At 65.3% G+C, this 26,857-nt stretch carries 22 protein-coding genes and 1 pseudogene; 7 read left to right on the top strand and 16 right to left on the bottom strand.

Annotated elements, in window-relative coordinates:
• The first annotated feature begins 15 nt into the window (after positions 1-15).
• Positions 16-957, top strand: coding sequence for a LysR family transcriptional regulator (locus G5S42_RS06355; RefSeq protein WP_176106019.1), 942 nt, complete (start codon positions 16-18; stop codon positions 955-957).
• Between the two features lie 72 nt (positions 958-1,029).
• Here the strand turns inward: G5S42_RS06355 and G5S42_RS06360 are convergent, their stop codons facing one another.
• The 9 genes and pseudogenes from G5S42_RS06360 to G5S42_RS06400 all read right to left on the bottom strand — a co-directional run bounded on the left by G5S42_RS06360 (position 1,030) and on the right by G5S42_RS06400 (position 13,358).
• Complete coding sequence (locus tag G5S42_RS06360) at positions 1,030-1,854, bottom strand: helix-turn-helix transcriptional regulator (protein WP_176106020.1); 825 nt, start codon at positions 1,852-1,854, stop codon at positions 1,030-1,032.
• 103 nt (positions 1,855-1,957) lie between these two features.
• Complete coding sequence (locus tag G5S42_RS06365) at positions 1,958-3,085, bottom strand: hybrid sensor histidine kinase/response regulator (RefSeq protein WP_176106021.1); 1,128 nt, start codon at positions 3,083-3,085, stop codon at positions 1,958-1,960.
• A gap of 9 nt (positions 3,086-3,094) precedes the next feature.
• The gene (locus G5S42_RS06370; protein ID WP_176110383.1) at positions 3,095-3,712 is read right to left on the bottom strand and encodes a chemotaxis protein CheB; all 618 of its coding nucleotides are present in this window, start codon (positions 3,710-3,712) and stop codon (positions 3,095-3,097) included.
• A gap of 37 nt (positions 3,713-3,749) precedes the next feature.
• Positions 3,750-4,595: a CheR family methyltransferase gene (locus G5S42_RS06375; RefSeq protein WP_176106022.1), complete on the bottom strand. Its 846-nt coding sequence runs from the start codon at positions 4,593-4,595 to the stop codon at positions 3,750-3,752.
• A 34-nt stretch (positions 4,596-4,629) separates the two neighbouring features.
• Positions 4,630-8,196 carry a response regulator gene (locus G5S42_RS06380; RefSeq protein WP_176110385.1) on the bottom strand — a complete coding sequence of 1,189 codons (3,567 nt, stop codon included), beginning with the start codon at positions 8,194-8,196 and terminating at the stop codon, positions 4,630-4,632.
• 288 nt (positions 8,197-8,484) lie between these two features.
• Positions 8,485-10,617: pseudogene (gene katE / locus G5S42_RS06385) on the bottom strand (catalase HPII); the annotation flags it as partial.
• Positions 10,618-10,723: 106 nt separating this feature from the next.
• On the bottom strand, positions 10,724-11,623 hold the full coding sequence (locus G5S42_RS06390) for a MipA/OmpV family protein (RefSeq protein ID WP_176106024.1): 900 nt from the start codon (positions 11,621-11,623) through the stop codon (positions 10,724-10,726).
• A 307-nt stretch (positions 11,624-11,930) separates the two neighbouring features.
• Positions 11,931-12,689, bottom strand: a complete 759-nt coding sequence (gene msrA, locus G5S42_RS06395) for a peptide-methionine (S)-S-oxide reductase MsrA (RefSeq protein WP_176106025.1) — start codon at positions 12,687-12,689, stop codon at positions 11,931-11,933.
• A gap of 156 nt (positions 12,690-12,845) precedes the next feature.
• Positions 12,846-13,358: an Lrp/AsnC family transcriptional regulator gene (locus G5S42_RS06400; RefSeq protein WP_176106026.1), complete on the bottom strand. Its 513-nt coding sequence runs from the start codon at positions 13,356-13,358 to the stop codon at positions 12,846-12,848.
• A gap of 133 nt (positions 13,359-13,491) precedes the next feature.
• Between G5S42_RS06400 and G5S42_RS06405 the strand changes: the two genes are divergently transcribed.
• Positions 13,492-14,508, top strand: a complete 1,017-nt coding sequence (locus G5S42_RS06405; RefSeq protein ID WP_176106027.1) for a 1-aminocyclopropane-1-carboxylate deaminase — start codon at positions 13,492-13,494, stop codon at positions 14,506-14,508.
• A gap of 15 nt (positions 14,509-14,523) precedes the next feature.
• On the opposite strand, the gene G5S42_RS06410 is transcribed toward G5S42_RS06405, so the two are convergent.
• Positions 14,524-15,435 (bottom strand): LysR family transcriptional regulator, encoded by a 912-nt coding sequence (locus G5S42_RS06410; protein ID WP_176106028.1) that lies wholly within the window; start codon positions 15,433-15,435, stop codon positions 14,524-14,526.
• 138 nt (positions 15,436-15,573) lie between these two features.
• Between G5S42_RS06410 and G5S42_RS06415 the strand changes: the two genes are divergently transcribed.
• A complete protein-coding gene (locus tag G5S42_RS06415) occupies positions 15,574-16,299 on the top strand; it encodes a pirin family protein (RefSeq protein WP_176106029.1) in 726 nt (241 codons plus the stop codon).
• Between the two features lie 97 nt (positions 16,300-16,396).
• On the top strand, positions 16,397-16,810 hold the full coding sequence (locus G5S42_RS06420) for a DoxX family protein (protein WP_176106030.1): 414 nt from the start codon (positions 16,397-16,399) through the stop codon (positions 16,808-16,810).
• A gap of 110 nt (positions 16,811-16,920) precedes the next feature.
• Here the strand turns inward: G5S42_RS06420 and ahpF are convergent, their stop codons facing one another.
• The 3 genes from ahpF to prpR all read right to left on the bottom strand — a co-directional run bounded on the left by ahpF (position 16,921) and on the right by prpR (position 21,421).
• On the bottom strand, positions 16,921-18,513 hold the full coding sequence (gene ahpF, locus G5S42_RS06425; RefSeq protein ID WP_176106031.1) for an alkyl hydroperoxide reductase subunit F: 1,593 nt from the start codon (positions 18,511-18,513) through the stop codon (positions 16,921-16,923).
• 173 nt (positions 18,514-18,686) lie between these two features.
• Complete coding sequence (gene ahpC / locus G5S42_RS06430; protein WP_176106032.1) at positions 18,687-19,250, bottom strand: alkyl hydroperoxide reductase subunit C; 564 nt, start codon at positions 19,248-19,250, stop codon at positions 18,687-18,689.
• Positions 19,251-19,399: 149 nt separating this feature from the next.
• Entirely contained in the window at positions 19,400-21,421 is a 2,022-nt protein-coding gene (gene prpR, locus G5S42_RS06435; RefSeq protein WP_176106033.1) for a propionate catabolism operon regulatory protein PrpR, read from the bottom strand.
• Positions 21,422-21,621: 200 nt separating this feature from the next.
• Between prpR and G5S42_RS06440 the strand changes: the two genes are divergently transcribed.
• From G5S42_RS06440 to G5S42_RS06450, 3 genes are all read left to right on the top strand, one after another.
• Positions 21,622-22,506, top strand: a complete 885-nt coding sequence (locus G5S42_RS06440; protein ID WP_176106034.1) for an isocitrate lyase/PEP mutase family protein — start codon at positions 21,622-21,624, stop codon at positions 22,504-22,506.
• Positions 22,507-22,750: 244 nt separating this feature from the next.
• Positions 22,751-24,190 carry an MFS transporter gene (locus G5S42_RS06445; protein WP_176106035.1) on the top strand — a complete coding sequence of 480 codons (1,440 nt, stop codon included), beginning with the start codon at positions 22,751-22,753 and terminating at the stop codon, positions 24,188-24,190.
• A gap of 37 nt (positions 24,191-24,227) precedes the next feature.
• Positions 24,228-24,665 carry a GNAT family N-acetyltransferase gene (locus G5S42_RS06450; RefSeq protein ID WP_176106036.1) on the top strand — a complete coding sequence of 146 codons (438 nt, stop codon included), beginning with the start codon at positions 24,228-24,230 and terminating at the stop codon, positions 24,663-24,665.
• Positions 24,666-24,673: 8 nt separating this feature from the next.
• Here G5S42_RS06450 and G5S42_RS06455 read toward each other — a convergent pair whose 3' ends face one another.
• From G5S42_RS06455 to G5S42_RS06465, 3 genes are all read right to left on the bottom strand, one after another.
• The gene (locus tag G5S42_RS06455) at positions 24,674-25,534 is read right to left on the bottom strand and encodes a 2OG-Fe(II) oxygenase (protein WP_176106037.1); all 861 of its coding nucleotides are present in this window, start codon (positions 25,532-25,534) and stop codon (positions 24,674-24,676) included.
• 93 nt (positions 25,535-25,627) lie between these two features.
• On the bottom strand, positions 25,628-26,113 hold the full coding sequence (locus G5S42_RS06460) for a nuclear transport factor 2 family protein (RefSeq protein ID WP_176106038.1): 486 nt from the start codon (positions 26,111-26,113) through the stop codon (positions 25,628-25,630).
• A 288-nt stretch (positions 26,114-26,401) separates the two neighbouring features.
• Positions 26,402-26,809 carry a winged helix-turn-helix domain-containing protein gene (locus G5S42_RS06465; protein WP_376776865.1) on the bottom strand — a complete coding sequence of 136 codons (408 nt, stop codon included), beginning with the start codon at positions 26,807-26,809 and terminating at the stop codon, positions 26,402-26,404.
• Between the last annotated feature and the right edge of the window lie 48 nt (positions 26,810-26,857).

The following is a 26,857-nucleotide window of genomic DNA, read 5'->3' on the forward strand; positions in this document are numbered from 1 at the left end:
TTTAGAATCGATCGTATGCCTCTTACCCGCGTCACGATCCGCCAATTCGAAGCGTTCCTCGCCATCGTCGATCTGCACAGCATCGGCGCCGCGGCAGAGCGGCTCGGGCTGACTTCGTCGGCGGTCAGCCAACTGCTTGCCGAACTCGAAACGGAGCTCGGCTTCCGGCTGTTCGATCGCACCACGCGGCGTGTCGCGCTGTCCAGCGCGGGGCAGGACTTTCTGGCGTCGGCCGAATCGGTGCTGCGCCACGTGCGCATGGCCGCCCAATCCGCCGACGACATCCGCAACCGCGCGGCCGGCATCGTGCGGGTCGGCGCGCCGCTCGTGATCGCATCGACGGCGCTGCCCGCGGCGATCGCCGCGTACGCGCGCGGCAAGCCGAAGGTGGTCGTGCGGGTCTGCGATACCGTGGTCGAGCAACTGGTGGAGCGCGTGGAAAGCGGCGATATCGATCTCGCGATCGGCCCGGACCGGCAAAGCGGGCCGCGCGTGCGCTCCGAGGCCGCGTTCGCGAGTCCGTGGGTCATGTGGTGCGCGGCCGCGCATCCGCTCGCCGCTCGCCGCCGCGTGCAGTGGCAACATCTGCGCGACGTGCCGATCGTCGCGACCGGCCGCGACCACGAGCGCGCGGTCGATCAGATGCGCGCCAATCTGCCGGTCGAGGCACGCATCATTCCGGTCGATGTCGTCGATAACGTGACCACCGCATTCGGCCTCGCCGCGCAAGGGCTGGCGGTCACGCTCGCGCCGGCCTATGTGGCGCCGCTCGCGCGCACGTTCGGGCTCGTGATGAAGCGCATCGTCGATCCGGAAACGATTCGCGAGGTGTGCGTGTATCGCTCGACCGAACGGGCGCTGTCGCCATCGGCCGATGGTTTCGCGGATTTCGTGGTGCCGTGGTTGAAACGCTGGGATCGGGAGACGCAGGCCGACGCGCGGGGTAAGCGGAGTTGAAGCGGGCTTGAAGCGGGTCTGAAGCGCCAGGCGACCCGCGCTTCGGCGCAGCGCGCATCGTGCATCGTGCATCTAGGGCTGCATACACAGCGCGAACAACTGCCGCTGATTCGAAATCCCGAGCCGCGCATATGCGCGCTTCTGATACGTGACGACGCTCGCCGGCTTCACACCCATCTGCCCGGCGATCTCGGCGGCGCTCGCGCCTTCGAGCGTGCCACGCAACGCGTCGAGTTCGCGCGGCGTCAGCGCCGGACATGCGCGCCGCACGCGCGCGAGCATCGCCGCGCCGGTGCCCTGCTGATGCTGCCCATTCAGCGCGTAATGACCCTTGGCCGCATGCGCGAACAGCGGCGCGACGCTTTCGATCCGCTCCAGATCGCCCGGCGTGAACACGCCGTACGCGCGGTCGCGATACAGGTTGATTGACAGCCACACGCTATCCGCGGGCTGCACCAGCAACGACAGCCGGTCCGATACGTTCGGCTGCGCGTAGCAGACCGCGCGATACGCTTCATTCTCGATTTCGTCGCCGCGCTGCTGATGCAACACCAGCGCATCGCGTGAAGCGCTGCGCCGCCTGTCGTGGGTCTGGCCGATGATCGCGCGATTGCCGTCCAGCGCATAAAAATGGGCGGCGTAGCGTTCGGCGACGTCGCGCAGAAAATGCCCGCCGCGATGATCTGCTGCCGACACCGTACGCGGCCGCGCATCGAACTCGTACGCGAAGATCGTGCACTGCGAAACGGGCAGCGACAATGATTCGCCCACCGTCTGCAGAATGCTCGCGGCGAGCGCGTCGGCATCCGGGTGCGAAATCGCCATGACGAGGTCAGTGGCGCGCGCGGTGCTGATCTGACCGCTGCGCTGCGGTGATGCGAGGCGCCAGGAACGCATGATGGGGATTCGTGCTTGCGCTGCGTGGATTGGGTTGCGGCAAGCGTAGCACAGCCGGCGCGCGGCGCAGGGCTGCCACGGTGAGCGACTCATTAGCGACGCGTTATCGCCGGGTGAATGACCCTCGCTGCAACGCCACCACCCTCGGCAATTCGATCGTAAAGGTCGTGCCGGCCTCGTCGCTGGATCCGACGCTGACGTCGCCGCCATGCATGCGCGCGATCTCCTGGACGATATGCAGACCAAGCCCGAGCCCTTCGCGCGAGCGCGCGCCGTTGCCGTTCGACCCGAACGCCTTGAACAGATGCGGATACACCTCGGCCGGAATCGTGCCGCGATTGGACACCTTCAGCCGCACGCAATCCTCGGCGTCGCCATCGACCTCCACGCCGATATCACCCTCCGGCGCGCCATGATGCAGCGCATTGCTGACGAGATTCGACACCGCCTGCCACACGAGATCGGTATCCCACGCGCCGGCCGTATTGCCGGTGCAGGTGAACACGATCTGCTTGCCGCTCTTCTGCGACGCGCATTCATCAATGACCGAGCGGCACAGTGTGGCGAGGTCGATCGAGCGCGGCTGCAACGGCAGACGTCCGCCTTGCAGGCGCGCGAGGTTCAGCAGCTGATCGACCATCCGCGCCATCCTCAGCGAACTGTTCTTCACGCGCGCGGCAACGGTCGCGGCCTGCTCGTCGGCAGCCGTGCGCATCAGGTATTCGGCCGACGCGAGCACCGCGCCGAGCGGCGTGCGCAGATCGTGACTGAGCACCGCCATCAGCATTTCGTTCGCTTCGAGCATCTGGCGCGTCGTCACCAGTTGCGCGGCGAGCTGGCGCTTCTGCTGCTCCAGCTGCACGAACACGTCGACCTTCGACTGCAGGATGCGCGGATCGAACGGCTTGTACAGGAAATCGACCGCGCCCGCCTCGTAGCCGCGGAACGTGCGCGACGCGTCCTGCGCGGTCGCAGTCAGGAAGATGATCGGGACGTGCGAGGTGCGCGGGCTGCCGCGCATCAGCGCAGCCAGCTCGAAGCCGTTCATGCCGGGCATATTGACGTCGAGAATCGCCAGCGCGACTTCGTGCTTGAGCAGCAGATCGAGCGCGGCGGTGCCGGAGTCGGCGACCAGCACCGCGACGTCGGGCCGCGCGAGCAATGCTTCGAGCGCGGTGATGTTGTGGGCGATGTCGTCGACGATCAGGATGTTCACAGGTGAGTTCGTCATGGCACCGGATCAGAGCGAAGTCGGCAGCGCGGCAAGGCGCTTGGCCAGGGTTTCGGGAGTGTAGATCGCGTCGGCCGCGCCACGCGCGATCGCCGCGCGCGGCATTTCCGCCGAACCGGCGCTGGCGGGGTCCTGCACCCATGCGGTGCCGCCGAGCGTGCGCACGCGTTCGAGGCCGAGCGCGCCGTCGTCGTTGGCGCCGGACAGCAGGATCGCGAGCAGCCGCTCGCCGTACACCGCGGCGGCCGATTCGAACAGCACGTCGATCGACGGCCGCGAGAAGCGCACCGCCGCATCGGTCGATAGCGCGACCGTGCGGTCCACTTCGACGAGCATGTGGTAACCGGGCGGCGCGACGTGCACGCGGCCCGGCAGGAGCAGCTCGCCCGCATCGGGTTCGAGCACCGGCAGCGCGCAGCGATGCGCGAGCGCCGGCACCAGATAGCTCGGCGAATCGGGCGGCAGATGCATGACGATCATCACGGCCGCCGCGAAGCGCGCGGGCAACGCGGCGAGCAGCACGTTGAGCACCTCGATGCCGCCCGCCGACCCGCCGATCACGACCAGCTCGTAACCGCGTGGCGCGTGCGTGTGCGCGGCGCCGCCGGCATCGGCGGTCTGGGTCATCGCAGGTTCGACGTTCAAGGATGGCATCGCGACCTCGCTAACGCTTCTGATAAATGCGCTCGGCCGCGCGGAACTCGTCGAACGCCGCGTAGTGACGCGAAAACCGCAGGCTTTCCTTGCTGCCGAGGCCGAGAAAGCCGCGCCGCACCAGCGCGTTCTCGAACAGCCCCAACGCGCGATCCTGCAAGCCGCGATCGAAATAGATCAGCACGTTGCGGCAGGACACCAGATGCGCTTCGAGGAACACTTCGTCGGTGGACAGGCTGTGATCGGCGAACACCACGCGCTCTTTCAGCGAGCCGGCAAAGCGCGCGCCGCCATACGCTGCATGATAGTAGTCCGACAGCGAACGGGTACCGCCCGCCGCCAGATAGTTCTGCGTGAAGCCCTGGATGCGTTCGAGCGCATAGATGCCCGCCTCCGCGCGCGCGAGCGCGTCGGGGTTGATGTCGGTCGCATAGAACAGCGTGCGCTCGGTGAGGCCCTCCTCGTCGAACAGGATCTTCAGCGACCACAGCTCCTCGCCGGTGCTGCATCCCGCGACCCACACCTTGATCGACGGATAGGTGCGCAGGCGCGGCAGCACGTGTTCGCGCAGCGCGAGGAAATACGACGGATCGCGAAACATGTCGCTGACCTGCACGGTCAGGTAGCGGAACAGCCGCGAAAACTCGTTGCCGTCGCGCATGATGCGGTCCTGCAATTGCGACAGCGTCTCCACGTTGAATTCATCGAGCGCCTGCGTGAGGCGGCGGCGCAGCGACGACATCGCGTAGTGGCGAAAGTCGTGCTGATACTTCAGATAGATCGCCTCGAGCAGCAGCCGCAGCTCGATGTCGAAATCGCTGAGACGCTGAGGTACGTCAGATGCGGACGGTTTCATCGCGTTTCTCGCTTGCATGCTTGCGCTCGCGCTCTCAGCGCTGCCGCAGCCACACGCGGCACAGCGCGACGAGCTTGTCGACATCGATCGGTTTCGACACGTAGTCGTCGGCGCCCGCTTCGAGGCAGCGCGTGCGATCGTTCGCCATCGCCTTCGCGGTCAGCGCGATGATCGGCAGATGCGCGAAGCGCGGATTGCGGCGAATCTCGCCCATCGCGGTCAGGCCGTCCATCTCGGGCATCATCACGTCCATCAGCACCAGATGCACTTCCGGTCCGCTCTCCAGTTCGTCGAGCGCCTCGCGGCCGTTGCGCGCGATCAACAGCTTCGCGCCGAGCGGTTCCAGCACGTGCGACAGCGCGAAGATGTTGCGCACATCGTCTTCGGCGAGCAGGATCGTGCGGCCCTCGAGCGCGTTGTCGCGTTGGCGCACGGTGCGCAGCATGCGCTGCTGCTCCGGCGCGAGCGACGACTCGACGCTGTGCAGGAACAGCGTGACTTCGTCGAGCAGACGCTCCGGCGATTTCGCGCCCTTGATGATGATCGACTTCGAATAGCGGCGCAGCCGGTGCTCCTCTTCGTCGGACAGCATGCGGCCTGTGTAGACGATCACCGGCAGCGATGCATGCGCAGTGTTGGCGGCGAGACGTTCGAGCAGATCGTAGCCGGTGCCGTCGGGCAGCGCGAGATCGGTGACGACGCAGTCGAACGCCACCGTCGACAGTTGCTCGAACGCCTCGGCGAGCGTCGCGACCGCGACGATCTCGGTGTTCTCGCTTTGCAGCAGCGCGCGGATGCTTGCACGCATCGGCGCGTCGTCCTCGATCACCAGCACGCGCTTCAGGCGCTGTTGCAGCCGCGCTTCGAGGCGGCGGATCGCGGCCTCCATCGTCGAGCGCGCGGTCGGCTTCAGCGTGTAGCCGATCGCGCCGAGGTGCAGCGCCTTGTCGGCGTGATCGGTAGCCGACACGATATGAATCGGAATGTGGCGCGTCAGCGGATCGTTCTTCAGCCATTCGAGCACCGTGAGGCCCGAGCGGTCCGGCAAACCGACATCGAGCAGCACCGCGGCCGGCCGCATGTCTCGCACCAGCGCGAGGCCGCTGGCGGCGTCGCTCGCGTGCACGAAGTCGAAGTCGAGTTCGTGCACGAGATCGCGCAGAATCGCGGCGAACGGCGGATCGTCTTCGACCGCGACGATCAGACGGCCTGCGCGGGTGCGGTTGTCGCGATCGTCGGCAATTGGCGCAGCAGCGGGCTCGACGGTGCCGGGCTGCAAAGCGTCGCGCGAAGCGACGGGCGACGCCCGGTTTGCCAGACCATTCGCCGGCGAGATCACCGCGGCGGGCGCGGCGTCGAGCGGCGTGTGCAGCAACGGCGCTTCCGCCGTCGCCTGCGCGCCCATGCCCATGCACATGCCCATGCCCGCGTTCATCGCGCTGTCCGCGGCCTCGCGCGTATCGAGCGGCAGCCACAGCGAAAACACGCTGCCCTTGCCGACTTCGCTCGCGACCGTAATGCGCCCGCCCAGCAGCCGCGAAAACTCGCGCGAAATCGACAGCCCGAGACCGCTGCCGCCATATTGACGGCTCGTCGAGCCATCGGCCTGCTGGAATGCTTCGAAGATCATGTCGAGCTTGTCGGCCGGAATGCCGATGCCGGAATCGCGCACGTCGAAGCGCAGCACGTTGTCCTCGACCTTCGCGACCTCGAGCGTGACCTCGCCGCGCTCGGTGAACTTCACCGCGTTCGACAGCAGGTTGCGCAGAATCTGCGTGAGCCGCTGACCGTCGGTGACGAACGTATCCGGCGTACCCGGCAACTTGTCGAAAGCGACCCGCAAGTGCTTGGTCGCCGCGATCGGCCGGAACATTTCGTCGAGCGATTGCAGCGTCGCCTCGATCGACACCGTTTCGGGTTCGACCGTCAACTGCCCCGCCTCGACCTTCGACAGGTCGAGAATGTCGTTGATCAGCACGAGCAGATCGCTGTTCGACGCGTGGATAGTCTCCGCGTAGCGCACCTGCTCGTCGGTCAGATTGCCGCTGCGATTCTGCTGCAGCAGCTTCGCGAGAATCAGCGAGCTGTTCAGCGGCGTGCGCAATTCGTGCGACATATTCGCGAGGAATTCGGACTTGTAGCGGCTCGACTGTTCGAGGCGCTCCGCGTTGGCCGCCAGATCGTTCTGCGCGCGCAGCAGATCAGATTTCTGCCGCTCCAGCCGCTGCGCGTATTCCTCGAGCTGCACGTTGGTCTGTTCGAGCTCGGCCTGCTGTGCTTCGAGGCGCCGTTGCGATTCCATCAGCGCGCGGCCGCGTTCCTCGAGACCTTCGTTCGAGACCCGCAACTCCTCCTGCTGGACCTGCAACTCCTCGTTGAGCTGCTGCGTCTCGGCGAGCGCATCCTGCAGGCGCTCGCGATACAGCGCCGCTTCGAGAAAATCGCCCATGCTGTGGCGGATCAGCTCCATGAACTCTTCGTCGCGCGGCCTCACCTCGCGCAGAAAGCCCATTTCGATGACGCCGTTGACCTGGCCGTCGTTGTCGATCGGCAGGATCAGCAGATTGCGCGGCGCGCCGCTGCCCGTCGCCGACATGACCCGCACATAATCGGCGGGCACGTCGCGCAGCACCAGCGTGCGGTGCGAGCGCGCGGCCTGGCCGACCAACGTTTCGCCCTCCTCGAAACTCAGAGCGGCGGTCTGTTCGCTGTCGCGGCTGTATCCATACGCGGCGATGCGACGCAGCGTGCCGCTTTGCCGGTCGCGCACGTACAGCGCGGCGACGACCGCATCGAGATATTGGGCGAGAAACTCGAGCATCGCGCGGCCGACGAGCGGCGCGCTCGTCTGGCCGACGACCTTGTCCGCTAGCAGGCGCTGGCCCGAGCGCAACCAGACCTGCTGCTCGAGCAGCGTGGTCTGCTCGGCCTGCTGACGCAGCACGTCGTCGTAGGTCTGTGACAGGTCCAGCAGTTCGCGACGACCCCGCCATGCGAGCAGGCCGCTGACGCCGAGGCTGAACAGCAGGAACAGGCCGACCAGCGTCGCCGTCACATTGCGCGTCGCTTCGGCGCGCTGCTGGCGCAGGCGCAATTGGACATCGAGAAAATCGCCGAATTCGCGGCGTATTTCGTCGAATTCCACCTTGCCGCGCCCCGCTGCGATCGCGCTCTCATAGTCCAGATTGCGGCGGCGCGCGTCGATGATCTCCTCGGCGAAGTGGGTCCAACGCTGCTGCAGCGCCTCGATCTGCTTGAGCCGCGCGATTTGCAGCGGGTTGTCGGCGACCTGCTCGTGCAAGGTTTCGAGCTGCGCCTTGAATTTCGGGCCGCCGTTTTCATACGGCGTGAGGAAACTCTCGTCACCGGTGATCAGGAAGCCGCGCATCGACGATTCGCGATCGACCGCGAGCCGCAGCATTTCGTTGGCGTCGCCGATCACGCGCTCGGAGTGCTCGGCCCAACTCATTGTCGACACGAGATAAGCGATCAGGCCGACGAACAGCGCCATCGTGACGAGGCCGACGCCCAAGGGCAGCGCGATATTGCGGCGAAGGATGCGGCGGAAACGGAGTGGATCGACGGCCTGCGATGCGGTCATTTTTTCTGTAAGTGGCATGGCGAATCGGGTCGATGCGGAATATTTTGCGGGGTTTGCGCACGGTGTTGAGTACCGCGAAGCGACCGCCGTCATCATACAAGGACGACACTCATCCTGTAACGGAAGGCGGCTGGTTGAGCTTGCTGGCAGGGCGCGGCAAATAAAGAAACCTGGCCGGCTCGCACCGGCCAGGTTCCTGCATCGAACACACATCATCGACACGCCGCATTGCGGCTACGCTCAGCGCCGTTTAGCGGCTAACGCGGCAGCGCAACCTGCCCGGCCCGCTCAGGCCGGCACCGATTCCGCCTGCGCCGCGCGCGACCACACGCGATGCTGCCCCGCGGCATTGAGGAACGCCTTCAACACATCGGCCGACTGCGAGTCCTCGCCGGTCGCGACGCCGTCCGACTGCGCCGGCAACTGCGCGGCCGTGAGCAGATCGCGCCCCGCGCCAAGCGCCGCGATCGCCTTCAGATGCTTGAACGCTTCGAGCACGAAGTGCCTCGCATCGCCCGATTGCGATAGCGCCTTCGCCCCCTTCTCGCCGCCGACGACGATCACCGCGTCGAACATCACCGACGGCAGCCCGGCGATCGTCGCGTCGGGTGCGAGGTCATCGATGCCGGCGAGCGTCGGTGCGATCAGCATCGGCGTCGCGCCTTCGCCCTTGAGCGCCTGCTGCAGCTGTTTGATCGCCGCGGCATCGGAACCGGGCGCGGCGAGCAGCGCGATCTTGCGGGTCTTGATGCCGGGCTTTACGCGATTCAGCAAACTCAACGCCGGCGATGCCTTCGGCCCAACCAGCCTGGCCGTGCCCTGCTTCGGCGCCGGCAGACCGAGTCCAACGGCCACTTTCGCGGCGAGACCGGCGTCGAAGTTCGCGAGAATCTCGTTGACCTGGCGCGCGCGAATCTCGGGCTTCGTCACCTTACCCAGTTCGAACTGATAGGCCGCCGCGATATGGTCTTTTTCAGGCTGCGACATGCTGTTGTAGAACAGCGCGGCCTGCGAGAAATGATCGGCGAACGAGTCGCTGCGCACGCGAATCTTCGTGCTCTCGACGCGTTCCTGATAGCTGTCGAAGCCGCCATCTTCGGCGGCCGGATCGGTTTCCTTCGGCCAGCCGTCGTTCAGCGAGTTCGGCTCGTACGACGCCTGGCCGACGTGAATCGCCTGTCGATGCATCGCATCGCGCTGATTGTTGACGGACGGACAGACCGGCCGGTTGATCGGAATCTCGTGAAAGTTCGGGCCGCCGAGACGGCTGATCTGCGTGTCCGTGTACGAGAACAAGCGCCCTTGCAGCAGCGGGTCGTTGGTGAAATCGATGCCCGGCACGATATGCCCCGGATGGAACGCGGCCTGTTCGGTCTCAGCGAAGAAGTTGTCCGGATTGCGATTGAGCGTCATCTTGCCGATGATCTTCACCGGCACCAGCTCTTCAGGAATCAGCTTGGTCGGATCGAGCAGATCGAAATCGAACTTGTGCTCGTCCGCTTCCTCGACGATCTGCACGCCCAGTTCGTACTCGGGATAATCGCCGCGTTCGATCGCTTCCCATAAGTCGCGCCGGTGAAAGTCCGGGTCCTTGCCCGCGAGCTTCTGCGCTTCGTCCCACAGCAGCGAATACGAGCCGAGCAGCGGACGCCAGTGGAACTTGACGAAGCGCGCCTTGCCCTCTGCATTGACGAAGCGGAACGTGTGGACGCCAAAGCCTTCCATCGTCCGTAAGCTGCGCGGGATCGCGCGATCCGACATCGTCCACAGCACCATGTGCGCCGATTCGGGCACGAGCGAAACGAAGTCCCAGAACGTGTCGTGCGCGGACCCGCCGGTCGGCATTTCGTTCGGAGCTTCCGGTTTCACCGCATGCACGAAATCGGGAAACTTGATCGCGTCCTGGATGAAGAACACCGGCATGTTGTTGCCGACAAGATCGAAATTGCCTTCCTGCGTGTAGAACTTCGTCGCGAAGCCGCGCACGTCGCGCACCGTGTCGGCCGAGCCGCGCGGACCTTGCACGGTCGAGAAACGCACATAGACCGGCGTCTCGGTAGCCGGGTCCTGCAGAAACGCGGCCTTGGTGTACTCGCGCATCGATTCGTAGACCTTGAAGACGCCATGTGCGGCCGAGCCGCGCGCGTGCACGATCCGTTCGGGAATGCGCTCGTGATCGAAGTGCGTGATCTTCTCACGCATGATGAAATCTTCGAGCAGCGACGGGCCGCGTGGCCCCGCGCGCAACGTGTTCTGGTTGTCGGCGATCTTGACGCCCTGATTGGTTCTCAGCGCCTCGCCTTGCGGCTTCACGCGATTGCGTTCGAGATCGTTCGATTTCGCGTCGTTCGACTGCGCCGCCCCGTTTGCGTGGGCCGCGGGCTTCGGGGTATTCGCTTTACCTGCCATGGGAATCGACTCCTTGTGTTCGGGCGCGCGGCGACGAAGGCGTCGCGGCGCGCGATTACGGAGTCAGCAAGGGCTATACCTACGAAGTCGCGGCGCAAGGGCTGCGCGGCGCGCTACGTCAGAACCGGTAGTTGATCGACACGTCGGCGACACCGGTCGCGCGGCTGCGCGTGATCGGACTGTTGCCCGCGCCGCCGACGAGCTGCTCGAACGCGCCGTCGGCGGTCGCGAACCAGTGCTTGCTGAACAGCCAGATCGCGCTGACACCGAAACCCACCGACTTGAAGCCGGCGCTCGCGTGATACTGCGGATACTGCGAGTGAGCGGCCTGCTCCTGATTGACGCCGAACCAGCTGTTCATGTACTTGGAGTCCGCGAGCACCACGTTCGGCCCGGCGAACCAGAAGAACTGTTTGGTGCTGCCGGGCATCGGCATATAGGCGCCGAGATCGCCGATCCAGCCGTTCGATCCGCCGAAATAGCGGCGGATATCGGCGCGCAGCACGAGCGGAAAATCCTTCGAAATGACGTACTCGCCCGAGAGCTTCAGACCGACCGCCGGGTTGATGTTGCCGAGCCCGTTGAGTTCCTGCGGATCGTCCTGGGCGCGTCGGCCGAGATCGTAGACTGCGGCGAGACTCATGCGCCAGTTCTCGCCCTGCGCGAAGTTCACGCCGAAGCCTTCGCCGCTCGACAGAAAGAGCAGATCCTTGTAACGCACGTCGATGCTCGGACCGGCCACCAGGTGATAGCGGTCCGATCCCTCGAAGCGCGGCTGGAACGACGTGGCCACGCCGAAGCGCAGTTGCCAGTCGGGAATGTTCGGCTGCCACATCTTCTGCAGCGGAACGCCCACCGAGTATTGCCATTCGCCGAGCGGCGACGGCGTCTGCGCGAAGACCACACCCGGCACGCAGGCCATCGCACTCAAGGTCGCGGCGACGAAGAAGCTCGCCGCGATGCCGGTTTGTTTATGGGGGGGCGAGGCGCCCCGCTTCTTTCTACGGCTATTCACCACCGGAAGCCTCCGATCCGCTCATCGCGATGAGGTTAGGTTTTCGCCCGGGGTCCAGCGCGGACCCAAAAAGCACGGACGACCGCCGCACTGCTACTTGCGGCGTGTAATTTTTCCAATCGATGTCGCGGGCGGCGCGATGCGCACGAGGCGCGGCGAGCCCGCGTGACCCACGCGGTCATGTGGCCACTGCGCATGATGCTTGCGCGCCGCGGTGGCGCGGACAACGGCCCACGGAGCATGGCTTCGCAAGATATGCGCCAAGTCTGTGGAAGATTGATGACGAGCGCGACGCAACCGTTCGGCCGCGTCATTGCCCTACTTCGACGAGCACCGGCTTGTCGCGATACAGGCTGGGGAACAGGCGCTTCAGGTTGGCGATTTTCGGCATGTCATTGAACACGATATAGGCCGAATCGGGATGCAAGGTCAGATAGTTCTGGTGATACGACTCGGCCGGATAGAAGCCCCTGTACGGCTCCGTCTTCGTGACGATCGGCGCGGGGAACACGTGCGACTTGTCCAACTGCGCGATGTAGCTTTGCGCGACGCGCCGTTGCGCGTCGTTCAGCGGAAAGATCGCGGAGCGGTACTGCGTGCCGCTGTCGGGCCCCTGACGATTCAGCTCGGTCGGGTCCTGAACCACCGAGAAATACACCTGCAGCAACTGACCGTAGGTGACCTTGCCGGGATCGAAGGTGACCTGCACCGATTCCGCGTGCCCCGTATCGCCGCCGCTGACGGTCTCGTACTGCGCGGTGTCGCGAGAGCCGCCCGAATAGCCGGACACCGCCCGCGTGACACCGCGCACATGCTGGAACACGCCCTGGACGCCCCAGAAGCAGCCACCCGCGAGCACCGCGGTTTCCTCGTGCGCGGTGCTGGCCGGGAGCGGTTCGTCGAGCGCGGGCGGTGCAATGACGACGGCGTTCTCCGCCGGGAACGCGACGCGCTGCACGAAGGGCAACGCGAACGCGGCGGCGCCGAGCAGCAACGACAGCGCGGCCGCACGTGAGCGTTTAGAGTTGCCGCCGAGCGATGTAAGGGATTGCGGTCTGTTGCCAGTCATGATGGTCGCTCCGAAAAAGTGCAGACGCGCGCCCCCGCCTTGCCACCGTGCAGCCAGGCCGCACGCGGGTGCGCCGAAGCTTGGTCGCGCGGGCGCGGCGTTTATGACAGCATGCGCGTTTTTGCGGTCGGCTGCGCGGCCGGGTGGCCGAGCGCCTTACAGCGGAAATTTCGTGGTCGACAGGATTTCCTTCAGCACCATGAACGAGCGGATCTGCCGCACGCCCGGCAGATACAGCAACTGCTCCGCATGCAGGCGATTGAAGCTGTCGCTGTCGCGCGTGCGGATCACCATGAAATAGTCGAACTCGCCGGTTACCACGTGGCACTCCATGCAGCCGGCCACCTTCTGCGCGGCCTTTTCGAATTCGGCGAACGACTCGGGCGTCGAGCGATCGAGCACCACGCCGATGATCACCAGCATGCCCGCGCCCGCCGCCTTCGGGTCGAGCAGCGCGACCACGCCTCGAATCAGCCCCGATTCCTTCAAGCGTTCGACGCGCCGCAAACACGCCGGCGCGCTCAGCTTGACTTTCGCGGCGAGCGCCACGTTCGAAATGGACGCGTCGGTTTGCAGCTGCCGCAGGATCGCCCGATCGATGCGATCGAGCGCGCGGTGGGGATCGGATGGTTTCGACCCAGTACGAACTTTTGTTGCGCTGACGGCCATGTGTACGAACTTTTATGGTGAAGAAGACATTCGCTAATTTTTAAAAGTACGTGCGCGCGATTTTTTTCGCAAGCTCATTTCCGATGATTTTTTCTAACATGAACCCACGGAAATCACCCACCACGGAGCCGCGATGAACCTGCAACGTTTCCCCCGCTACTCGCTCACCTTCGGGCCCACGCCGATCCAGCCGCTCAACCGTCTGAGCGAGCATCTCGGCGGCAAGGTCAAGCTTTATGCCAAGCGCGAGGACTGCAACAGCGGCCTCGCGTTCGGCGGCAACAAGACCCGCAAGCTCGAATATCTGATCCCCGACGCGCTCGCGCAGGGCTGCGACACGCTCGTGACGATCGGCGGCATCCAGTCGAACCAGACGCGCCAGGTCGCGGCGGTTGCCGCGCATCTGGGCCTGAAATGCGTGCTGGTGCAGGAGAACTGGGTCAATTACTCGGATGCGGTGTACGACCGCGTCGGCAACATCCAGATGTCGCGCATGATGGGCGCCGACGTGCGGCTCGTGCCGGACGGCTTCGACATCGGCTTTCGCAAGAGCTGGGAAGACGCGCTCGACAGCGTGCGCGCGGCCGGCGGCAAGCCGTACGCGATTCCGGCCGGCTGCTCGGATCATCCGCTGGGTGGGCTCGGCTTCGTCGGCTTCGCCGAAGAGGTGCGCCAGCAGGAAGCCGAACTGGGCTTCAAATTCGACTACATCGTCGTGTGCTCGGTGACGGGCAGCACCCAGGCGGGCATGGTGGTCGGCTTCGCCGCCGACGGCCGCGCCGATCGGGTGATCGGCATCGACGCCTCGGCGAAACCGGCGCAGACGCGCGAGCAGATCACGCGCATCGCGAAGCGGACCGCCGAGAGCGTCGAGTTGGGCCGCGACATCACCGCGAAAGACATCGTGCTCGACGAACGCTACGGCGGCCCGGAATACGGTCTGCCGAACGATGGCACGCTCGAGGCGATCCGTTTGTGCGCGCGGCTCGAAGGCATGCTGACCGATCCGGTGTACGAGGGAAAGTCGATGCACGGCATGATCGACAAGGTCCGTAACGGCGAATTTCCGGCCGGCTCGCGCGTGCTGTATGCGCACCTGGGCGGCGTGCCGGCGTTGAGCGCGTACAGCTTCATCTTCCGCGACGGTTGATGGGGTTTAGAAGATTTAGCCGCCGGGCGTCCGCGGTTCGGCCGCGAGCTTTTTCCTCAAATGCTTGCGCAGAAACTCGACGAATGCCCGGATCGTGACCGAGCTTTGCCGATGCTGCGGATACACGGCATAGACGCCCGTCGCCGACGGCAGGAACGCTTCGAGCACGGGCACGAGCTGTCCGCTGGCGAGCGCATCGGCGATGATGAAATCGGGCAGCCGGACGATGCCCAGTCCCGCGACGGCCGAATCGCGAATCAGCTCGCCGTTATTGGCCCGCAACGGCCCGCGCACCTCGACGCTCCTGACCGCGCCGTCGACCCGAAACTCCCAGCCCACCGCGCCGCCGTGGCCGTACAGCAGGCAATCGTGATTCACGAGATCGGCCGGCACGGCCGGGCTGCCACGCCGCCGCTGATAACCGGGGCTGCAGCACGCGATCATCCTCACATCGATCAGCTTTTGCGCGATCAGCGACGAATCCGCCAGCGTGCCGATACGGATCGCCATGTCGAAGCCCTCGCCGACCACATCGACGGCGCGATCGCTCAGTTCCATATCGAAGCGCACGTCGCGATGCTCGCGCAGAAACGCCGCGACGAGCGGCGACAGATGCGTCATGCCGAACGACATCGGCGCGCTCACGCGTAGCAGCCCGCGCGGCCCGGCACGGCGCAACGACATCGCCTGCTCGGCGTCCTCGACCTCGCCGAGGATGCGCCTCGCCCGCTCGTAGAACTCCTGGCCCAGATCGGTCACCGCCAGCTTGCGCGTATTGCGAATCAGCAGTTGCACGCCGAGCGCTTCCTCGAGCGCCATCACACGGCGGCTCACGAACTGTTTCGACAGCGACAGCCGGTTTGCCGCGGCGGTGAAATTGTGGGCGTCGACGGTCGCGACGAAGATTCGCATGTCATCGAGTTGCATCGTATTGTCCACTTCATTGTGACAGTGTTTCCGGTTTGACCATGATTATAACGATCCGGATTGACCTACACTGTCATTCATCGATCGCAGCCAAACATCTGGCCCGGATCACACGACAAAACTCAAGGAGAAAACAGCATGCTCGAAATCAGACACGCCAACCAACGTGGCCGCGCGGAACACGGCTGGCTCAGCTCGCGCCATACGTTTTCGTTCGCGCACTATCATGATCCGAAGCAGAACGGCTTCTCCGACCTGCTCGTGATCAACGACGACCGTGTGGCGCCGGCGCAAGGCTTCGGCAAGCATCCGCATCGCGACATGGAGATCTTTTCGTACGTGCTCGAAGGCGCGCTCGAACACAAGGACACGATGGGCACGGGCTCGGTGATCGTGCCGGGCGACATCCAGTTGATGAGCGCGGGCACCGGCGTGGCGCACAGCGAATACAACCATTCGAAGAGCGAGCCGGTGCATTTCCTGCAAATCTGGATCGCGCCGGCTCAGCAAGGCACGAAGCCGCGCTATCAGCAACAGCACTTCGGCGCGGCCGACAAGCGCGGCGTGCTGCGGCTGGTGCTGTCGCCGGACGGTGCGAACGGTTCGCTGCAATTGCAACAGGACGCACGTGTGTATGCGGGTCTTTTCAACGGTGACGAAACCGCGCGGCTCGAACTCGCGAAGGACCGTTATGCGTATGTTCATGTGGCGCGCGGCAGCGTCACGGTGAATGGCGTCGAGCTTGGCGAGGGCGACGGGGCACGGGTGCGTGGCGAAGAAGCGCTGACGTTCACGCAGGGCCGCGACGCGGAAGTGCTCGTGTTCGACCTGCGCAACATCGAGACCTCGGCACTGTGGGCATAAGCGCTCCGCTTGCGCCGTTAATGACTCAATCTTGAACGTGGCTCGCTGGACGACGATGTTCAGCGAGCTTCAACTCTCTACCCTAACGGGAAAAATCATGCGCTATACGCTGTTTGAAAACCAGAAAGACGCTGTGGTTCTCGTCGCTCGAATCCTGCTGATGGTGCTGTTCGTGATGTTCGGCTGGTCGAAGCTGACCGGCTTTTCCGGCACCGTCGCTTATATGACGTCGACCGGCGCGCCTGTGCCGGAGTTGTCCGCCGTTATCGCGGTGGTGATGGAGCTGGCCGTGGGCGTCGCGCTGCTGGTGGGTTTCTTCACGCGACCGCTGGCGCTGCTGCTTGCGCTGTATACGCTCGGCACCGCGATCATCGGCCATCACTACTGGAATATGACGGGCGCGATGCAATACGACAACATGATTCATTTCTACAAGAACATCGGCATCATCGGTGGCTTGCTGTTGTTGTGCGTGACCGGCCCCGGCAAGTATTCGTTCGACCGGCGTTGATACCGATTTCCGTGCTTTAACGAAAAGGGCCCGCATACAGCGGGTCTTTTTTCGTGCGCAAACTGAAACGGCGGCCCGCGGGCCGCCGTTTGCGTCTCTGATCTACCGGATCAAACTGCTGCTTCGGCTTCCGCTTCGCTGACCGCCGCGACTTCTTCGCTGTGGCGGATCAGGTGATCGAACGCGGACAGCGATGCCTTCGCGCCTTCGCCTACCGCGATCACGATCTGCTTGAACGGCACCGTGGTCACGTCGCCGGCGGCGAACACGCCCGGCACCGACGTCGCGCCGCGCGCATCGACGACGATCTCGCCATGCTTCGACAGCTCGACCGTGCCCTTCAGCCATTCGGTGTTCGGCACGAGACCGATCTGCACGAACACGCCTTCGAGTTCGACCTGCTTCACTTCGCCCGAAGCGAGGTTCTTATAGACCAGACCGTTGACCTTCTTGCCGTCGCCGGTGATTTCCGTGGTCTGCGCCTGCGTGACGATCGTCACGTTCGACAGGCTGCGCAGCTTGCGTTGCAGCACTTCGTCGGCACGCAGCGTCGCGCCGAATTCGAGCAGCGTTACTTCGCGCACGAGACCCGCGAGGTCGATCGCCGCTTCGACGCCCGAGTTGCCGCCGCCGATCACCGCGACGCGCTTGCCCTTGAACAGCGGGCCATCGCAGTGCGGGCAGTAGGCGACGCCGTGATTGCGGTACTCGCGCTCGCCCGGCACGTTGATTTCGCGCCAGCGCGCACCGGTCGCGAGGATGATCGTCTTCGCCTTCAGCACCGCGCCGTTTGCCAGACGCACTTCGTTGATGCGCCCAGGAATCAGCGCTTCGGCGCGCTGCACGTCCATGATGTCGACGTCATAGGCCTTCACGTGCTGTTCGAGCGCGGTCGCGAACTTCGGCCCTTCGGTTTCGGTCACCGACACGAAGTTTTCGATCGCCAGCGTATCGAGCACCTGGCCGCCGAAACGCTCGGCCACGACGCCAGTCGCGATGCCCTTGCGCGCCGAGTAGATCGCCGCCGCAGCGCCCGCCGGGCCGCCGCCGACGATCAGCGTATCGAACACCGGCTTCTTTTCCAGTTCCTTCGCGGCGCGCGCACCGGCGTTGGTGTCGAGCTTCGCGAGGATCTCCTTCACGCCGCTGCGGCCCTGGCCGAAGGTCTCGCCGTTCAGGAACATCGTCGGTACCGCCATGATCTGGCGCGCTTCGACTTCGTTCTGGAACAGCGCGCCGTCAATCGCGACGTGACGGATGCGCGGATTGATCAACGCCATCACGTTCAGCGCCTGCACGACTTCCGGGCAGTTCTGGCACGACAGCGAGAAATACGTTTCGAATTGATAGTCGCCGTCGAGGCTGCGGATCTGTTCGATCACCGCATCGTCGAGTTTGACCGGATGGCCGCCGACCTGCAGCAGTGCGAGGACGAGCGACGTGAATTCATGCCCCATCGGAATGCCGGCGAAACGAATGCCCGCTTCCTTGCCCGCTTCGCCGATCGAAAACGACGGCTTGCGCTCGTGGTCACCGCGACGCTCGATCACCGTAACGCGCTCCGACAGAGTCGCGATGTCGTTCAGCAGGGCCAGCAGTTCCTGCGATTTCGCGCTGTCGTCAAGCGATGCGACGAGCTCGATAGGCCTGCTAACTTTTTCGAGGTACGACTTCAGTTGAGTCTTGAGATTGGCGTCAAGCATGGCGTTGCGATTCCGTGACGAGGGGTGTTGGTGTCCCGGCGCCGCGCACATCCGGATAGGACATGCTGGGCCCGGGGAACGCACGAAACGCCGTAGCAGGCGATTCGCGCGGTGATGCGCCGGGATGACCCCGGCAGATGCAGACTGCGAGTGCAGCGTGAGCTGCGCGGACCTTAGATCTTGCCGATCAGGTCGAGCGACGGGGTCAGCGTTTCTGCGCCCGGCGTCCACTTGGCGGGGCACACTTGACCCGGGTGAGCCGCGATGTATTGCGCAGCCTGAACCTTGCGCAGCAGTTCGCCAGCGTCACGGCCGATGCCGTTGTCGTGGATTTCGCACAGCTTGATCTCGCCTTCGGGGTTGATCACGAACGTGCCGCGCAGCGCGAGGCCTTCTTCTTCGATCAGCACGTCGAAGTTGCGCGAGATAGCGAGCGTCGGGTCAGCCAGCATCGGGTACTTGATCTTCTGGATCGTGTCCGACGTGTCGTGCCATGCCTTGTGCGTGAAGTGCGTATCGGTCGACACGCTGTAGATCTCAACGCCAATCTTCTTGAACTCTTCGTAACGATCGGCCAGGTCGCCCAGTTCGGTCGGGCACACGAAGGTGAAGTCCGCCGGGTAGAACACGAAAACCGACCACTTGCCCTTCAGGTCTTCTTCAGTGACGGTCTTGAAATCGCCGTTGTGGTAAGCCTGTGCTTTGAACGGTTTGACTTGACTGTTGATGATCGGCATTTGCTGAATCCTCTTTGGAGGGTGGTTGGAAAGTAGAGTCAGTATCTCAGACTACACTTAATAGGTAAAGTGGATTGTGTTAATGAGTTCGATAGTCGCGCCCTATTAGTTTGGTCGGTCGAGACTATCGGGACGAATGGCGCGGCGTTTCAGCCCTTCAGAAGCCGCCACAGCGTGGTTCGGCCGATGCCGAGCGCGCGGCTGGCGGCGGCACGATTGCCGCCGGATTGTTCGAGGGCGCGCAGCGCATCCTCGCGGCTGGGGCTGGCGCGGGGCGCCGTGCTGCCAGGCCTGGCGTCCTGAGACGCTTCCGTGATTCGCTCGTCCCCGGCCGGCCTGATCCGGCCGAACTCGGGAAACACCGCCAACCAGTCTGGCAAGGCGTCGGCGGTCGAGTTCCCGGACATCTCGCTGGTCCCGTCGCCGATATAAATCGCCGCGCGCGCCAGCAGATTTTCCAGTTCGCGGACGTTGCCGGGCCACGCGTAGTTCGCGAAAAGCGGGTCGAGAAACGCGAGCACCCGCCCGAGCGCCGCCGCCGACAAGCCGTACTGCAGCGCGCTGCGCTCCAGCAGATGCCGCGCCAGCGGCGCGATGTCGGCGCGGCGTTCGCGCAGCGGCGGCAATTTTATCTGAAGCAGATTTAATCTGAAATACAGATCCGCGCGAAACGCGCCCTGCTCGACTAGCGCATGAAGATCGCGGTGCGTCGCGGCGATCACTCGCACGTCGACCGGCGTCGCGCGGCCCGCGCCGAGCTTCATCACCTCGCGTTCCTGCAGCACTCGTAATAACCGGCTTTGCAGCGCGCCCGGCATTTCGCCGATTTCATCGAGAAAGATGGTACCTGTGTGGGCGATTTCAAATAGCCCCGGCTTGCCGCCGCGTCGCGCGCCCGTGAACGCCCCTTCCTCGTGCCCGAACAGCTCGCTTTCGATCAGCCCCTCGGGCAGCGCCGCACAGTTGAACGCGACGAACGGATTGCCGCGCCGCCGACTCGCGTTATGGATGCCCTGCGCGACCAGTTCCTTGCCGGTGCCGCTTTCGCCGCTCAGCAGCACGGTCGCGTCGTGCGCGGCGCCGGCGCGCGCGAGCCGGCGCACGCGCTCGAGCGCCACCGACGCGCCGATCAGATCGTCGAGCCGATGCCGCGCGACCAGATGCCTCGGCCGCTGGCTGGTACGCAGCGAGCGGTCGATCCGTTGCGCAACGAGCGCGTCCTGCGCGGTCACGACGAACCCGGCCCGCGCGCCCTGCTCGACGATCGGCACACAGCTGACGATCAGCGGGCGCCCGCCGATCTGCTCGATGCGTTCGTCGACCGGCTGGTCGGCGACGCGCGTCTCACGCAACAGCGGCGCGAGCGCGCGTCCGACCCGCGCGGGGGTATCCTCGTCGTAGTGCGGGGCCGCCTGTGCGGAGCCTGAACCGAGCAGGTCGAGCATCGCCGGGTTGACGGCTTCGAGCTGGCCGGCTTCGTCGAACGCGGCGACGCCGTCCCGCAGATGCGCAACGATCGTATTGAGGCGCACCCGCTTCGATTCCTTCTGGCGGCTCACGCGCGCCAGTTCGACCGAGCGCTCGAACGCTTCCTCGACCGCGGCGAGCGAGTACAGGAACACGCTTTCCATGCCGGCCTGCTGGGCCAGATCGCAGGCCATGCCCGCGCCGACCACCACGCGGCAGCCCTGCGCGGCGAGTTCATCGACCGCGAGCCGCACTTCGTCGATCGACCTGTACGCGCGCTGCCGCAGATCGACATTCAGCAGCGGGCTCAGATCGGCCAGCTCCTGCGCGATCGCTTCATGCAGCACCAGCCCGATGCGCGCTTGCGGCCACGTGGCGGTGGCGCGCGTGATTGCGCTCAACACGTCGAAGCCGTTCACCTTGACCATCACGACCGGCACGCTGAGATTCTCTTGCAGATACGCGCCGTTCGAGCCGGCGGACAGTACGACATCGACGGAACCTGCGTCCACGTACGCCTGCAGCGCGGCGACGGCCGCGCCGTAACCCTCCCGCACCGTGAAGAATTTCGCGCGGCCCGCATAGCGCGGCGCTACCGCCTCGCAAAGCGATTGCAGTCGGCTGATACTGACGAGTGCGACGCCGGGGCGGCCGACATCGACAGCGGGGCTCGGGTTCGCGACGAATGGGGTGAACGTGGACACCGCGGCTCTCCTTGATTGAAACGTTCCGCGAAACGTTTCATGAAACGTTTCAACGATTGTGCCACGAACGCCCAGGCCGAGCCCACCGCGCGCAAACCGTTGTTCCATCGGCACAACGCGTGGAATGCGCGCCAATGGCACGTTTCCTGCAGAATGTCGCCCGCGTTCCACTACCGATTTCCCTTCTGGAGACCCGCATCATGACCACCACTTCCGCCACCCGCCGCGCCGCCTTCCGCGCCAAGGTCAACCAGCGTCAGGGCCTGCTCGTGCCCGGCGCGTTCAACGCGATGAGCGCGCGCGTGATCGAGGACGCCGGCTTCGAGGCGGTCTACATCACCGGCGCGGGCGTCACCAATATGTCGCTCGGTCTGCCCGATCTCGGCTTCATCGGCCTCGCCGAAGTCGCCGAGCACACCGCGCGCATCCGCGACGCGGTCGCGCTGCCGCTGATCGTCGATGCCGACACCGGCTTCGGCAACGCGTTGAACGTGCGCCAGACCGTGCGCGTGCTCGAGCGCAGCGGCGCCGATGTGATCCAGTTCGAAGACCAGGTAATGCCGAAAAAATGCGGCCACTTTGCGGGCAAGGAAGTCGTCGCGACGAGCGAGATGGTCGGCAAGATCCGCGCGGCCGTCGACGCGCGCGAAGACGCGAACCTGCAGATCATGGCGCGTACCGACGCGGCGGCGGTCCACGGTATCGAGGACGCGATCGAGCGCGGTCATCGCTTCATCGAGGCCGGCGCCGACATCCTGTTCATCGAGGCGACCGAATCGCTCGCCGACATCGAGCGTCTGCCGGGGCTGTTCGACGTGCCGCAGCTCATCAACATCGTGATCGGCGGCAAGACGCCGGTGCAGTCGCGCGACGCGCTCGCGAAGCTCGGCTACGGCATCGTGCTGTACGCGAACGCGGCGCTGCAGGGTGCGGTGCTCGGCATGCAGCGCGCGCTCGGCACGCTGCAAAGCAACGGCCGCCTCGACGAGGACGCGACGATCGTCGCGCCGTTCAGCGAGCGCCAGCGGCTCGTCAACAAGCCGCTGTATGACCGGCTGGACAAGGAATACGCGGCCAAGGACTGACGCAACGGCGGCGGCGCGGCGGCGCGCTGCACGCCTGCGTGAAAAGGGATCCTTTCTTGCGTTAGGATTCAGGGCTGGAAAGCGGGGCTGAAAATCAGGCAAGCTGATGTCACCGCCAGCCCGAAGCACAAAAACGCACACGACAGGTAATCTCAAGCACCATGAAGTCACACGCTTCGCGCGCCGCGCGCCGGCCCGTCAATGGTCTTTGCGCACCTACCAGCGCGCCGCGGGAGCTCGCGCGATGAGCAGCAGCGGCACCCGCACCGCGCATGTCGGCTGGCTGCCGTACATCGTCGCGGCCACCTTCTTCATGGAGTACCTCGACACCACGGTGATCGCCACCGCGCTGCCGCAGATGGCGCGTTCGTTCGGCGTCGGTCCGAACAGCCTGAGCCTCGGCATGACCGCCTACATGCTCGCGCTCGCGATCTTCATCCCGGCGAGCGGCTGGGTCGCCGACCGCTGCGGCGCGCGCACGGTGTTCGTCAGCGCGATCGGCGTGTTCACGGTCGCGTCGGTGCTGTGCGGGCTGTCGCAGAACGTGCCCGAGTTCACGGCCGCGCGGCTGCTGCAAGGCATCGGCGGCGCGATGATGGTGCCGGTCGGCCGTCTGATCGTGGTCCGCAGCACCGAGAAAGCCCGCATGATGCAGGCGATCTCGACGATCACCTGGCCGGCCATCGCGGCGCCGGTGGTCGGCCCGCCGATCGGCGGCTTCATCACGACTTACGCGTCGTGGCGCTGGATCTTCCTGCTGAACGTGCCGTTCGGTCTCGCGGCGATCGCCGTCGCGCTCGCCATCGTGCCGAACCTGCGCGGCACCGAACGCAAGCCTCTCGACGTCGTCGGCCTGCTGCTGAGCGGCGTCGCGCTGACCGCGATCCTGTACGGCGCGGAGCTCGCGAGCCAGCCGGCCACCAATGCGTGGCTCGCGATCGCGGTCGTGGCGGGCGGTCTGCTGGTCGGCGCGATCGCGTTCCTGCACGCGAAGCGTCATTCGCATCCGCTCGTCGACGTGTCGACGCTGAAGGTGCCGACGTTCTCGGTGACCGTCGTCACCGGTTCATTCACGCGCATCGGCATCGGCGCGGTGCCCTATCTGATGCCGCTGCTGTTCCAGGTCGGCTTCGGGCTGTCGGCGTTCCGTTCGGGGCTGCTGCTGCTCGCGAGCGCGGTCGGCAACCTCGGCATGAAGGCGCTGACCACGCGCATCCTGCAGCGCTACGGCTTCCGGATGGTGGCGATCGTCGACGTGGTCGTGGCAGGCATTTTCATCACCTTGTGCGGACTGCTGACGCCGGACGTACCGCTCGTGTTCGTGCTGATCGTGGTGTTCGTGTACGGCGTCACGCGCTCGATGCAGTTGTCGACGCTGGCGACGCTCGCCTACGCCGATATCCAGCAGACGCAGATGAGTGCGGCGAGCACGCTGTGGAGCGCGGCCATGCAAATGACGATCGGTCTGGGCATCGCGTTCGGCGCGGTGTCGCTGCGCGTGGCGGCGCTGTTCAACGGCGAGACGACCGGCCACGTGTTCACGCTCGACGATTTCCGCCTCGCGTTCCTGTTCGCCGGCGTGCTGACGCTGCTGTCGGTGATCGGTTATATGGGGCTCGCGCGCAATGCCGGACAGAGCATTGGCGGGGGTTCGCGCGGTGGCGAGACTGCCGCGAAGGGCTAAGGCACACGCCGCCGCTACGCGAACCAGGAGACACCCCGTGCAAGAAAGCGAACTGACGATTTCCAGCCGCATCGACGATCTCGACCTCGACATGGTCTACGCGTTCCTGTCGCAGCAAACGCCGTGGGCCAAGGGCATGCCGCGCGCGATCTTCGAGCGGGCCGTCGCCGGTTCGCTGTGCTTTGGCGGTTTTGTCGACGGCGAGCAGATCGCGTTCGCGCGTCTGATCACCGACGAGGCGACCTTCGCTTACCTGTGCGACGTGTTCGTGCTGCCGGCGTATCGCGGCAAGGGGTATGCGTCGGCGCTGATGAAACATATGTTTGCGAGCCCGTCGCTCGCCAGTCTGCGCAGAGTCGTGCTGGTCACGACCGACGCGCATCACGTCTATGCGCCGCACGGGTTCACGTCGCTCGCGAACCCCGAGCGGTATATGGAGCTGCATCGGCCGGATGTTTATAAAGCGGCCGAATAGGCGCCGCCTCAGCCGTACGCGCGCTCACGCATCCACTTCGTCATGATCCATTTGTCGCCGGCCAGCACCGGCGCGCCACCGTGCAGCGTCGACGGGTCGAGCTTGCGTTCACCGTTCATGTAGCGGAAATACACCGCGCCGCCCGCCCGCGCCGCGACCGACAGGCCCGCCGTGGGAAACACCGTCTCTCCGCCGTCCGCGACGTCGTTCAGATAGATGATCAGTGTCGCGACGCGTTGGCCGCCCTGCGCGGTATGGCTCGCGCTGCCCGGCTGATCGGGCGCGAAGAAGTCGAAATGCGGGCTGTACTCGCCGCGCGTGTCGTAATGAAGCACCTGCAGGCCTTCGCCGTTTTCGAGCGGCCAGTTCGTCAGGCTCGCGATGCGTCGCTCGATTCGCGCGATCAACCGGTCCTCGCCGCGCCGATACCAGACGCCTTCGCTGGTCCGGCTGCGGATCACGTCTTCGTGGCCGGTGAGCGGATTGACCGTCGTCGAGCGCTTCAACCGATGCCGCGAGCGTTCGATCAGCTCGGCGCATTCCACGGCAGACAGCACGTCGGCGAACACGACCAGCTGCGGGCGCTCACAGCGCAGCAGCACGCGTACGTCGCGGTCAGCGGCGCGGATCAGGTTGCCGCGCGCGAGCGGCGCAGCGTCGTATCGATAAGGATTGGTGGCGGGATCGGCCACGGTGGCGGGCGCTGGGGGGCCGCACGCGCGCCGGTCGAACGCATGGTGGACCGCCACACGGGCTTCGCCGTCGGCAAAGCCGGCCTGCACCATCGCGTCGATCATCGAGCCCGGCGTGCAGCCGCGCGCGACATTGCTGCTCAGCCATTCTTGCCAGGCGGCATCGACGACTCGCATAGCGTTTCCTGTGCGGCGGCCCGGCAAGGCGTGCGGGCACGCGCGTGCTTCGATGATAGCAAGCGCGATGCGCGCGCCGCCGCCCGCACGCGCCTAGCCGCGCTCGCGATTCAACTGCCCGCGATAGTGCAGCAGCCCCCGGCGCGCCTGCTGCCTGAGCATCCGCTGCACGAACGGCGACCAGCCGAACAGCGTGCCGCGCACGCCCATCGCCTGGCGCATCCACAGCCACAGATCGAAGCGGTCCCGATGCTCGACGATGAGCCCGTCGCGGAACACGAAACGCGCTTCGATCCGGTTCACGACGTCGCGCCCGGTCTGGACGAAACGGTAGCGCGCCACCCACTGTGCGCGGCCGGTACGGTCGTCCGCCTCGATGTCGCTGAAGCTCAGCGTGAAGTCCTGCGCATGCTTGACGAGCATGCGCCACATGTCGCGCACTTCGTCGCCGACCAGCTCGCCGAAGGCGGGGTCGCTGAAGACGGCGTCGTCGGCATAACAGGCGACCATGGTCTCGGCGTCGCGTTGCTGGAAGGCGGTGTAGAAACGCTCGATCAGTTCGATGTTGGGATGGCTCATTGATGTCGTGTGGTGCATTGCGGGAGCGCATCACGTGTCATGCACGCGCAGAGTCGCGCCACGCTCCGGAAAAACAGCCCGCGCGCGGCAGGCGGCGGGCATGGCGCACACGATATAGGAAAACGGTGTGAATGGGGGGCCGGCGCGAGCCGACGACGGCTTTACCCTTGCGATACCGCCGCCTTGAAACGCGCCACCTCCGCCCGCCCGGCGAGCCCCCCACACCACCGCCGCCATCGACGCCGCGACGAGCGCCGCCACTCCCAGCGCCGCCGCAATCGTGGCCCTTCACGAGCGGATCAGTTTCACCAGTTCGGCGATCTGCTTCGCGCAGCTTCGCCGCGCCTCTTCCTCGACGTCCCGATACAGCCGGATGATGGTTTCGCCGACCGGCGTCAGCGTGCAGCCGCCGCCGCTCTGACCGCCCTGCTCCGATTGCGTGGCCGGCGACTTCAGCGAGCGATTCAGCTCGTCGATCAACAGCCACGCGCGCCGGTATGACATGTCGAGACTCCGCGCCGCCGCCGAGATCGATCCATATTCGCGCACCGCTTCGAGCAGATCGACCTTGCCTGGCCCGAGTGCAACCGCATCGCCGTTGCGGATGCGCATTCTGAAGCGCACCTCGGGACGCGTGCTGGCGGACTTCGTCGCCGGAGCGGCTCTGCTTTTAGCGGGTTTTGCGGTGTCGGCCATGCGCGCAAGCATACACGAACGGTTTCGCGCCGACCCCTCAGTGGCGCG

Origin of the sequence: Paraburkholderia youngii (genome assembly GCF_013366925.1) — a bacterium.
GTDB classification, from domain to species: Bacteria; Pseudomonadota; Gammaproteobacteria; order Burkholderiales; family Burkholderiaceae; genus Paraburkholderia; species Paraburkholderia youngii.

Bases quoted from the DNA above. Each gene is read 5' to 3' on its own strand.
- G5S42_RS06355 (WP_176106019.1), top strand. From the start codon at position 16: ATGCCTCTTACCCGCGTCACGATCCGCCAATTCGAAGCGTTCCTCGCC.
- G5S42_RS06360 (WP_176106020.1), bottom strand. From the start codon at position 1,854: ATGCGTTCCTGGCGCCTCGCATCACCGCAGCGCAGCGGTCAGATCAGC.
- G5S42_RS06365 (WP_176106021.1), bottom strand. From the start codon at position 3,085: ATGACGAACTCACCTGTGAACATCCTGATCGTCGACGACATCGCCCAC.
- G5S42_RS06370 (WP_176110383.1), bottom strand. From the start codon at position 3,712: ATGACCCAGACCGCCGATGCCGGCGGCGCCGCGCACACGCACGCGCCA.
- G5S42_RS06375 (WP_176106022.1), bottom strand. From the start codon at position 4,595: ATGAAACCGTCCGCATCTGACGTACCTCAGCGTCTCAGCGATTTCGAC.
- G5S42_RS06380 (WP_176110385.1), bottom strand. From the start codon at position 8,196: ATGACCGCATCGCAGGCCGTCGATCCACTCCGTTTCCGCCGCATCCTT.
- msrA (WP_176106025.1), bottom strand. From the start codon at position 12,689: ATGACTGGCAACAGACCGCAATCCCTTACATCGCTCGGCGGCAACTCT.
- G5S42_RS06400 (WP_176106026.1), bottom strand. From the start codon at position 13,358: ATGGCCGTCAGCGCAACAAAAGTTCGTACTGGGTCGAAACCATCCGAT.
- G5S42_RS06405 (WP_176106027.1), top strand. From the start codon at position 13,492: ATGAACCTGCAACGTTTCCCCCGCTACTCGCTCACCTTCGGGCCCACG.
- G5S42_RS06410 (WP_176106028.1), bottom strand. From the start codon at position 15,435: ATGCAACTCGATGACATGCGAATCTTCGTCGCGACCGTCGACGCCCAC.
- G5S42_RS06415 (WP_176106029.1), top strand. From the start codon at position 15,574: ATGCTCGAAATCAGACACGCCAACCAACGTGGCCGCGCGGAACACGGC.
- G5S42_RS06420 (WP_176106030.1), top strand. From the start codon at position 16,397: ATGCGCTATACGCTGTTTGAAAACCAGAAAGACGCTGTGGTTCTCGTC.
- ahpF (WP_176106031.1), bottom strand. From the start codon at position 18,513: ATGCTTGACGCCAATCTCAAGACTCAACTGAAGTCGTACCTCGAAAAA.
- ahpC (WP_176106032.1), bottom strand. From the start codon at position 19,250: ATGCCGATCATCAACAGTCAAGTCAAACCGTTCAAAGCACAGGCTTAC.
- G5S42_RS06440 (WP_176106034.1), top strand. From the start codon at position 21,622: ATGACCACCACTTCCGCCACCCGCCGCGCCGCCTTCCGCGCCAAGGTC.
- G5S42_RS06445 (WP_176106035.1), top strand. From the start codon at position 22,751: ATGAGCAGCAGCGGCACCCGCACCGCGCATGTCGGCTGGCTGCCGTAC.
- G5S42_RS06455 (WP_176106037.1), bottom strand. From the start codon at position 25,534: ATGCGAGTCGTCGATGCCGCCTGGCAAGAATGGCTGAGCAGCAATGTC.
- G5S42_RS06460 (WP_176106038.1), bottom strand. From the start codon at position 26,113: ATGAGCCATCCCAACATCGAACTGATCGAGCGTTTCTACACCGCCTTC.
- G5S42_RS06465 (WP_376776865.1), bottom strand. From the start codon at position 26,809: ATGGCCGACACCGCAAAACCCGCTAAAAGCAGAGCCGCTCCGGCGACG.